The sequence below is a fragment of the Bacillus sp. AF62 genome (assembly GCF_050312695.1).
Classification (GTDB): Bacteria; Bacillota; Bacilli; order Bacillales; family Bacillaceae_G; genus Bacillus_A; species Bacillus_A cereus.
In genome coordinates this window covers 1-9096 of record NZ_JBNPJZ010000160.1, presented here as the reverse complement: position 1 = coordinate 9096, position 9096 = coordinate 1, and the positions used below count along the sequence as shown (strand labels likewise).

The following is a 9096-nucleotide window of genomic DNA, read 5'->3' as shown; positions in this document are numbered from 1 at the left end:
CACTTGAAAATAGCAGACAGAGTTGCTTATTGGCAGGTGTAGCGATTTTATTAAAAAGATTTTAAACAGGTTCTAAGCTTAATTGGGCGTTTCTATCTTGAATTGACGATCCAACACATTGTCCTGTATCGGATAAGAATGTTTGGAATTTGTAGTAGCTTTATAGTTCTTTTATAGTTCTTGATTGTAACCCTTGTTCTTTTATGATTCTGGTCACTGTTTTTTGTGAAATATACTTTCTTTTTTTGCGTAACACAGATGTTATCTTCGGGCTTCCCTATAAACAACGCGATTCTAGAAAAATACAATGTATTTCTTTAGTTAAGTGTTCCCTTGATATTTGCATCGAGAAAACACACACTGATAATATTCTTGTTTAGAATATAGTGTATTGGTCGTTGCTTGAGAGAGGAGATGTTGAATTCCCTCTTTTTTTAATCCGTTTATTAAATCTATAACTGCCCCTTGTTCAGTTGCTAGACGCTCTATGAGACCAGAAGAGACCTCTATTTTTTGAACATCACCAAATTTCTTTGTTAACTCTAGCATTTTTTGTGTTTCTACGTTTTTTTCAATATTTAATCCATCAAATAGTTTGTTGGTTAATAGCTGAGTTATATAGCCGAAGGAACTTCTTTCAAAGATTTGCTCTATTAAATGAGTAAGTTACTTCTCATCTAATTTAATGTAGTGCATCGTGGCTTCTTCATTAAAGTGAGATTTTGAGACCTTAGCCGCGTTTAAAGATCTTAATACAGACCAAATCAAAGTAGTAAGCGTACGATTCATTTTTCGATTAGAAAATTTAAATTCATGTTTGAAATGTTTAAAAAAGACTTTATGTGCTGTATGTTTCGGTTGAACTATATAACGAGTTTTAATCCATATTAAAGCACCTACACCTTTTGGTATATTCTTAGGTGATGTGTTTTTTTGATTTGAACTTGGAGCAACGATAGGATAATCATTTACGCGTAGTTGACAAATGCTTATGGCTGTTGCAAAAGTGATTTTTAAAGGGGCGTCAATCCGAAAAATGCTGTCTGCGCCAGTTTTGTGGATCTTTTTTACATAACGACCTACCTGGAAGATTATAGAGTTAGCATCATCTATTGAAGGGGTATTTTGTTTTAACTAATCCAGGTCTGTAATCGAAGTAGTCGATAAGTCTATTTCTGGAATTTGAGTTATAACTATTGCATGGCGCCAATTATTTGTAAGTTGTATTAATATGTATAACCAATAACTGTCATAATTACAGTGTTTGCTTCCCTTAAGAAAAAATTCCACATCGTGAATTGCAGTAAGTTTGTGTATTGATAAGTCATTGGCAAATCGATATAAATCTTTGTACTCCTCATAGGTATATCTAGATAAATCTACATCACGTTGGTTTAAAAAATGGTTAGGATTAATAAGTTTGTCGAGTGTGTAAGGTGCTTTTTGTGTAACTTCATAAATAGAAGCATAAACTTCTCTGCAAAAATGATATAGGATGCGCTGGTAAGTACGAGGTATGTTTGAGTTTTCTTCAAAAAATAATTTGTTTAAGGATGACGCAGAATAACTATAGATTTCTTTAGTTAATAAATCTGCTAAATGGAAACTTGTTTTTGAGCGATAGTTAATATAAATGCTAATATTTAAACTTCTGGTAGCGTGTATTTGTTTTCGAACATATTGAAACCACAAATCTTTAGTTCGTATCAATTTTTTTGAAAAAGAAATTTGTAAAAGTGTTTCTGTTTTGTAAATGAACTCTTTAAAAGGGTCGTCCATTTCGATACTAATTAGGTTTTTGTTGTTTTTATGAGCTAATAAGTATTGGTGAACATCTTCTTTTCGAAATAAATTCTTACTGCCATTGTATCTTTTTAATACACCCATTAATAAGGAGGGACATTCAGTAGGTTTAATCTTGTTTTACCATGTTATTTAAATGTGAATCCAACGCATACTCTTCATTCTTCCAACAAATCTTGAGAAATTGTATTGTAGATACCAACGTATAGTTAAAAATATTATATTATACCCTTTATTTTTTGGTTGTTTAAACCAAAAAATAAAGGGTATAATATATATTAATCAAATATATATTATACTTCGGAAAGGAGCTCTACATATATGAGACCTGTTCCAAGCAGGATTCATTTCTTTAATCTGCAAGAACAGCACTGTAAAAATTGTCAATTTCAATATATGTCTTCTAAACAGTGTATTGAAGAGTGTGAGGTGGGCAAAGAATTAACTACCTTAAATGAAAAAGCATTCAAGCGAAGAAGTAACACTGTATTGACTCCAAAAGAAAAGTGGAATGATAAATGTAAAGAAGCTGTAAGCTTATTTGAACAAGGAATGGAATATCCTGATATTGCAAAAAAAATCGGTTGTCATGTAAGTAGTTTATATCGCGAATTAAAAAAGCGTAAATTGCTTTTTCCACCAAAAACAAACTCTTAACTAATAAAAACCAATATTGTAAAAAACACTTTATATGAGACGTATTTCACACTCGAACGCTTTTACAAATCAAAAATGGGGTAAGTATATAAAATTATTTTAAGGAATTTTAAAACAATTAATAAAATATATGTTGGATCTTTGAAGTTCATCCAACTATACTTCTAAAAAATAAAAAAACTCTTACTTGTGATACCTCTAGAAATAGTTAATTTAATAAATCTTGAAGTGTAGAATTTTAATTCTAGATATCGTAACAATTATAAATTCCTTGTCTACCAAATTATCAAAGAACTTCCGTTGTATTCATTACGACAATTAATTCTGATAGACATTGGGATGTTATTTTAAATTAAGAAAGGAGACTACCTATTATCTTAGGTAAACATTTACTTATGTTAATAAAAAGGCAAAAAGATTTATTGTTTTTCTTATTAAAAGATAAAAATTGGCATACTTTCTCACAAATTGCAAACAAAATAAACTGCTCGACTAAAACTATTCAGCGGGACATAGTAATTATTAAGGAGCTGTTACCTCCTAATTGGAATTTACAAATTTCTAAAGGAAAAGGAGTAATCTTGCACAAACCTGCAGAGAGTGCTTGTTCTGAATTAAATTCTTTATTTATTAGAAATGAAATAACCTTTAAAATTCTAGATACGCTTTTCAAAACAAATATCACAAAAATATCTGAGTTATCTGACTATATATACGTATCTCCGGCATCCTTATATGTTTATTTAAAAAGAACAGAAACATATTTAAGTCAATTTGATTTATATTTAAAACGTAAACCACTAAAAATTCATGGGGATTCAATAAATAAAATTCTTATGTATCAAGAATTTTATTTCAATTCTTATGCAGATGATGAATGGCCCTTTACAAATCAGCAAGAAAAAGAAGCCGATTCATGTGTATTAAAAATAGAAAAGAAATTAGGAATAAAATTGTATCCCCTTTATAAAAGAAAACTAATGTATTTAATAGCTATCATATCCGATCAGAAAAAAAAGGGTATTATACTTTCATTGAATGCATCTTTAATTAACAAAATAATAGAGACTCCTTTTTATAAGGAAATGTTTCATTTGAATGAAATGGATTTTCAAAAAAAATTCAGTATAGAGGAAATAGTTTTTATTTTGATAGCTATTAATTGTTCAAAGTATGTTCATCAGAATTTATTATCCTACAAAAAAAATGTACTACAGCATTTTTATAATGATGATGTTGTAATTTATAGGGATATTAAAGATCTTATTCTTAAATTAGAATATACATTCAAATGTGGGCTTCTAAATAATTCTGATTTTGTTTTTGCAATAATACAATATTTGAAACAAACGCTTTCTAAATACCATTTCTTTCCTAATATTAATTTTCCAGAGGGGATAACAACCTCCTATATAATGACCGCTCATACAGACACTTTTTACAAAATTAAAGATGTTTATACTGAATGGGTTAATAAATATTCTATTAAAACTCCTATCTCTAATGAAGAAATTTCGACGTTAACAATTCAAATTGAGGGGGTATGTATGATAGAAAAATCTTTAAATATTAAAGTATTACTAATAATTGAAGATGGAGAGAAATGGGAACTATATTTAAAAGGGATTCTCACATCAAATTTCGGATCTATTTTCCAGTTCGTGCATATTGATATAAAAGATATAGCTACTTATGATTATACATTATTAAAAATAGATTTAATTATCACTACTTTTTCAAGTGTTAAGGCTAAGATTCCCATTATTAGAATTTCAATTATCCCAACGAGTAGGGAATTACAGGATTTAAGAAATTTTATTTATAAAAATTCATTAAATTAAATTATCCTCTCTGTATTTATGGTTTGTTTGAAGTGGGGAATTCTTATGAATACCAATGTTTCCAATGTAGGAAATCAAGTATCTTGTATGTTGAATCACCGAGCTACCTATTTTCAGTTAAAAAAGATATGTATTGGTAAATTTTTTCTATTATATCAATTATTAGAAGATTTCTTCCTCAATTTTTGTGAAAGTGTGAGGATATCAATGACTAGGTGGGGGACTTCTGTTATAAAAAAAGATAATTAAATCGAAAACTTTTAATTTAATTATTAAAATTAAAAGTTTTTTCGATCTAAAAATATCACTTGTTAGTTTCTTTATATTTTTTTAATTTATCTCGAAAAATTCGAACACTTTGTATTAAGAATTCTAATTCATCTTCAGAAATTTGTTTTCCATCTAAGCTTAGTAAATATTTTTCTGAAGTGTTTTGTTGTTCTAAAGATACATTTTTTTTATCATGCAAATGGGATTGACATAATAAATCTGTTATCTCAATGTTATAAACATCAGCAATTTTATATAGTAATTCTAACGATGGAGTATAAATACCTCTTTCCACTTTAGATAGATTACTATAGTCGTAATCTATCTTATGAGCTAAACTTTGAAGAGTATCTCCAAAGTTCTTTCGAATTTCTTTTATCCTTACCTGCATAATGTATCCTCCTTGTATATTAATATTTCAAATTTATATTTTTCTGTAAGAAGATTCCCGTAATAAATAAAATACTGGAATCCTATAGATGTATCATATGCCAAAGAAAGTTTCTTATTGAACAATCGGGACTCCCTACGCGCAGACTGACTCTAGAACATAAATGGTAGTAGTTCTCTAGGACATTTTTTCATACACAAGGTTGTTAGACGTACACGCTAGAAGAGAAATATCTTGAGACGCCCAAGAAATGCTCCTAAACCAAAATGATGGTTTTCACGTGAGATTATTGTTATTCTAGATATAGGTTCATATGATATAAAAGCTTGTACTCTAAATGGTATAGACAATTACAAGAGGTAAAACAAAGGCATGTTTAATGAAAGCTAAACAAATTAAAGTAACATGTGACACGTCAGCACATCAGATTGTTGATAAAGGAAAAATAGTATTTTTTACAACACTTAAATTATAAATTTAATACCAAATCAAAAGATTTAATGATGAAATCCAGATAGCAAAATATACATTAGTATTCTCACCCCGTCTGGCTGATTCACTGCAGTATTTCATAATGAACATCATTACTGGCGGTATTGATTAGTTGAAACAGCAAACTCCATAATCTGTTATTTTTTTGTTGGTATATTGCCTACTCCTAGTTCGTTATCATATACAAAATTTATTTATTTATTTTTTGATAGAAGATATATGAATAATACCTTAAATGTAACTAGAATTTCAAATGTGAATATATTGCTGAGCAATTCTTAAATTTAAGATATCTTTTGGTTGATAAAACCAAAAGGACACCTTATAATAAGAAATAAGTTATACATAATTTTACCATAAGCTAACATTATGTTAAATATAGGTAACCAATAATTTTATAATTAACATCTTTCTTTTATTAATTATACACTTACTTATGTATTTTCAATACAATAATCCAGATAAATCCTCGTTAAAAAATCAATATATCTCCAGTTTAAATAATAGCAAAGTAAAACGACAATTATTTTCCAAAAAAATTTACCTGTAATGGCATTAATTGTACCTAATAAAGAACCTGAAACTTGTTTTCCTGCCACCGTAATATTCCTTACATCATATAACATACACAAAGAGACACCTGTATTAACGTAAGAATACAGTATTTTCATCGATTAGTTTTTTTATTATACCAAAGTGCTTTTGAAATCATATTTACTTTTCTTTATGAGTCTTTTTCAATACATAAGTAACGTTTGTATAGGAAAAATTTATCCGTTTCCGTTTTTTTATGAGGGACACTTTATTTTCTTTGTAAGTAATCTTTAGAAAACGTATATTTCAAATGACAAAAATATATTTATTATTTAAGTTTCAGCTACTGTCTGATACCTTTACACTGAATCTTCATGAATTTAACCCTTTAATAATATTATTGTTTAAGTATATTTTCCAAACGTCAATCACAATAATTTAATTAGTGTATTTATACAGTCGATTTTGTCTGCATGTTAGACAAAATCCGATAACAGATACAATTGAATTAACGATAAACTAATAATAAATTCTTATTAATTATTATAATTTTATAAAATGAGGGAAAAATATGACTAATTTATGTAATTTTTCAAAAAAAATTTTGTTTGAAATTGAAAAACAAATAAGTGAAGTAGAATATAGACTTGTTCAATGTACAAAAGGTCTTGATTCACAAAACCTTAACTGTATTCAAGAAAAATTAAACAATACTATGGCACTCTTAGAAATTTTAAAATCTCAAAAAGATACAAACATAGTAATCGATGAATTAATATCCAATGTACACTTAATCTATCTCAAATTCACCATATTTTGTAACAAATTATAATGACTACATTTTTGTACCATTATATTGTATAAGCAAATTTAATTAATCATAAAATAAACAAATTAAAGGGCCTTGCTATCAATTTTTTGTCAAATAAATATAAAGTTTATTTATCCTCAGTAGTAATAGGAATTTTTCTATTGAAAAAGAAAGACAATTTTAAGGAATATAATAACAAATTATAATAAAGACTCTTTACGAAAAATAAAAGGTCTTTATCTTTATTCAGGTTGCGTTAGTAAGGAGCTTATATGGATAGAATAATATTGTACTTTATTTAATCTTAGCTTAATATTTATTTTAATAATCCTGTTTCTAAAAGTGGAGATTTTTTAATTCCTTTATTTTAGTAACCTCCAACAGAGGATCTTATTTTGAAGTGATTTGTTCACTTTTGTCGCAACTAAAGTATTTTACCGGCTTTGGTGCAAAAATAGTGGATTCATGAAGAATGAACAAAAGATTCCTAACGTAATTGAAATTTATACTATTAAACAAAAGATTACATTGATAGATACAGTCGCTTTTTTACAGACTTCTGCCCTCAAATGGTTTGGCCTTTTTTGAGCATATGCATAGCTTCTATTCTAGCCATCATTTTTGTAACTGTCAGCACTGATTTCAATCGGAGCATATTCCAAATTCTTTTTTTGATAAACCGATGACCTTGTTTCATACTTAGGTTATTTTAATATTAAATCATACATCTTTATTGATGGTAGCTCCCATTTGGTGATATTCTTTCTTATATCTTTGGAAGAGAGCGTTTATCAAAAGAGGGTCTTTTATATGTGTGCTTATGACTCCCATCATCGTGTTTCTCAGATACAAATTCACAAATTCGTTCCCATTGTAAAGTTTTTTTGGGGGCAGGAATATAGATAATATCACCAATTCATATTTTATTTTGTTAATTCTTCTAGAAATCTTGATTTAAAACGTATGGTTTTCTATAAAAAGGATTTCTTACAATCCGTTAAAAATTTAGTTGATTTATTATTTTGAGAAGAATATTACATGTACTCACTTTCATAAATTATGTATATGGTACTAAGAAGGAAAGCATAGTTATGCAGATTTAATTTACTATGATAAGGGGGAGCATAATGGAAAAGATATTTGTAACACATGTTAGTCTTGTAAACGGAAAAACACATATATTAAAAATGAACTTAGAAAAATTTTTGGATAAAGTAATTGCACCCGATGGAAGTTTTAAGAATGGTTTGATCTGTTTCGAAGATACTTTAATTAATCCTGAACACATTACTTCTGTCCAGCAAGTTACTTCCGTTAGAACTCGTAGGTTAAATCGCGTTATATATTAAGTTTAGTTTAAATATTTATAAAAATTATTTTCACAGTTTTAGAGTATGAAGAATAAGCGGAGCATCTTAGGTATAAATCTCATCATATATTTTGAATCTGTAAGTACCATTCGTTATTTTAATGCTGAAGTTATATGTACAATTAAGTATTTGGTTGGATATTTTTTATTGAAGAAGGCAGTCTCATATAACAATTAAAAGTAACCAAAAAACAAGTTGTAATTGAAAAAGGTAAAGAGTATATCATGTTAGATATCGCATCGAACTACCGAAATAAGCGCGCTACTGATATCATATTTGAAGACAAATCACCACCTCTATCAAAATAGATACAATATTTTTTAACCACTAACTACATAATCCTTCTTTATAGTATATCAAAACCTATTGAAATACCTTCATTTTGCTTCAAAGGTTTTTGATTTCTAATATAATCTAAAAATATTAGAAGATATAATCGTGCATTTATTCCTTTGTTTTTAAATATACTCTCGGGTGTACTTTTTATTATAGGCTGTAAATTTCACATCCACTAAATGATGTCGGGATATATATAACAAATAGGAAAAAGAGAGTTCTCTTCGGAACTCTCTTTTTCAGTAAACGGAATGGTATAGATGATAATCTGGGGAATTATCTATCTATTTATAGGATAACAAAATCACGTATTGAATAATAGGGATAGCAAGTTGAGAAAAATAAAAAATCTCTTCCTATCAATACACTTCACATACTTTTACAGAATCAGTCGTACAAATGAGACTTTTTGAATATACCATAAAAAACGTTAAGGTCTATAAGTTTACTCTATCCGTCGGGAAATATATTCCACATATTGTTTTTTATAGAATTTTTGACTCAGCAGTCTCTACCATGAACCTATTTAAAAATAAATATATCGATTGTATATAATATGTTTGGATACTTGACCATCATTTTTAATTTCTA

7 protein-coding genes and 2 pseudogenes are annotated in these 9096 nt (G+C 27.9%); 4 read left to right on the top strand and 5 right to left on the bottom strand.

What is annotated here, in order from left to right:
• Nucleotides 1-84: 84 nt before the first annotated feature.
• The 3 genes and pseudogenes from ACQRBL_RS31430 to ACQRBL_RS31420 form a co-directional block, all read right to left on the bottom strand.
• Nucleotides 85-334 (bottom strand): annotated as a pseudogene (locus ACQRBL_RS31430) (IS3 family transposase); the annotation flags it as partial.
• Complete coding sequence (locus tag ACQRBL_RS31425; protein ID WP_411996727.1) at nucleotides 322-549, bottom strand: hypothetical protein; 228 nt, start codon at nucleotides 547-549, stop codon at nucleotides 322-324. The gene ACQRBL_RS31425 and the pseudogene ACQRBL_RS31430, both read right to left, overlap by 13 nt.
• Nucleotides 550-1134: 585 nt before the next feature.
• Nucleotides 1135-1887 carry a hypothetical protein gene (locus ACQRBL_RS31420; protein ID WP_411996726.1) on the bottom strand — a complete coding sequence of 251 codons (753 nt, stop codon included), beginning with the start codon at nucleotides 1885-1887 and terminating at the stop codon, nucleotides 1135-1137.
• Nucleotides 1888-2124: 237 nt separating this feature from the next.
• On the opposite strand from ACQRBL_RS31420, the gene ACQRBL_RS31415 reads away from it, so the two are divergent.
• Both ACQRBL_RS31415 and ACQRBL_RS31410 read left to right on the top strand, forming a co-directional pair.
• Nucleotides 2125-2460: a helix-turn-helix domain-containing protein gene (locus tag ACQRBL_RS31415; RefSeq protein ID WP_023523861.1), complete on the top strand. Its 336-nt coding sequence runs from the start codon at nucleotides 2125-2127 to the stop codon at nucleotides 2458-2460.
• 395 nt (nucleotides 2461-2855) lie between these two features.
• Nucleotides 2856-4301: a helix-turn-helix domain-containing protein gene (locus tag ACQRBL_RS31410; protein ID WP_097984011.1), complete on the top strand. Its 1446-nt coding sequence runs from the start codon at nucleotides 2856-2858 to the stop codon at nucleotides 4299-4301.
• 304 nt (nucleotides 4302-4605) lie between these two features.
• Here ACQRBL_RS31410 and ACQRBL_RS31405 read toward each other — a convergent pair whose 3' ends face one another.
• On the bottom strand, nucleotides 4606-4962 hold the full coding sequence (locus tag ACQRBL_RS31405) for a helix-turn-helix domain-containing protein (RefSeq protein WP_001198081.1): 357 nt from the start codon (nucleotides 4960-4962) through the stop codon (nucleotides 4606-4608).
• A gap of 1597 nt (nucleotides 4963-6559) precedes the next feature.
• Here ACQRBL_RS31405 and ACQRBL_RS31400 point away from each other — a divergent pair.
• On the top strand, nucleotides 6560-6820 hold the full coding sequence (locus ACQRBL_RS31400; protein WP_023523865.1) for a hypothetical protein: 261 nt from the start codon (nucleotides 6560-6562) through the stop codon (nucleotides 6818-6820).
• A gap of 553 nt (nucleotides 6821-7373) precedes the next feature.
• On the opposite strand, the pseudogene ACQRBL_RS31395 reads toward ACQRBL_RS31400, so the two are convergent.
• Nucleotides 7374-7490: pseudogene (locus ACQRBL_RS31395) on the bottom strand (IS6 family transposase); the annotation flags it as partial.
• Nucleotides 7491-7926: 436 nt separating this feature from the next.
• On the opposite strand from ACQRBL_RS31395, the gene ACQRBL_RS31390 reads away from it, so the two are divergent.
• On the top strand, nucleotides 7927-8148 hold the full coding sequence (locus tag ACQRBL_RS31390; RefSeq protein ID WP_023523866.1) for a hypothetical protein: 222 nt from the start codon (nucleotides 7927-7929) through the stop codon (nucleotides 8146-8148).
• Nucleotides 8149-9096: the final 948 nt, after the last annotated feature.

What these genes read in the sequence shown, in the direction of transcription:
- ACQRBL_RS31410 (WP_097984011.1), top strand. Translation starts at nt 2,856, where the DNA reads ATGTTAATAAAAAGGCAAAAAGATTTATTGTTTTTCTTATTAAAAGAT.
- ACQRBL_RS31400 (WP_023523865.1), top strand. Translation starts at nt 6,560, where the DNA reads ATGACTAATTTATGTAATTTTTCAAAAAAAATTTTGTTTGAAATTGAA.
- ACQRBL_RS31425 (WP_411996727.1), bottom strand. Translation starts at nt 549, where the DNA reads ATGCTAGAGTTAACAAAGAAATTTGGTGATGTTCAAAAAATAGAGGTC.
- ACQRBL_RS31415 (WP_023523861.1), top strand. Translation starts at nt 2,125, where the DNA reads ATGAGACCTGTTCCAAGCAGGATTCATTTCTTTAATCTGCAAGAACAG.
- ACQRBL_RS31405 (WP_001198081.1), bottom strand. Translation starts at nt 4,962, where the DNA reads ATGCAGGTAAGGATAAAAGAAATTCGAAAGAACTTTGGAGATACTCTT.
- ACQRBL_RS31420 (WP_411996726.1), bottom strand. Translation starts at nt 1,887, where the DNA reads ATGGGTGTATTAAAAAGATACAATGGCAGTAAGAATTTATTTCGAAAA.
- ACQRBL_RS31390 (WP_023523866.1), top strand. Translation starts at nt 7,927, where the DNA reads ATGGAAAAGATATTTGTAACACATGTTAGTCTTGTAAACGGAAAAACA.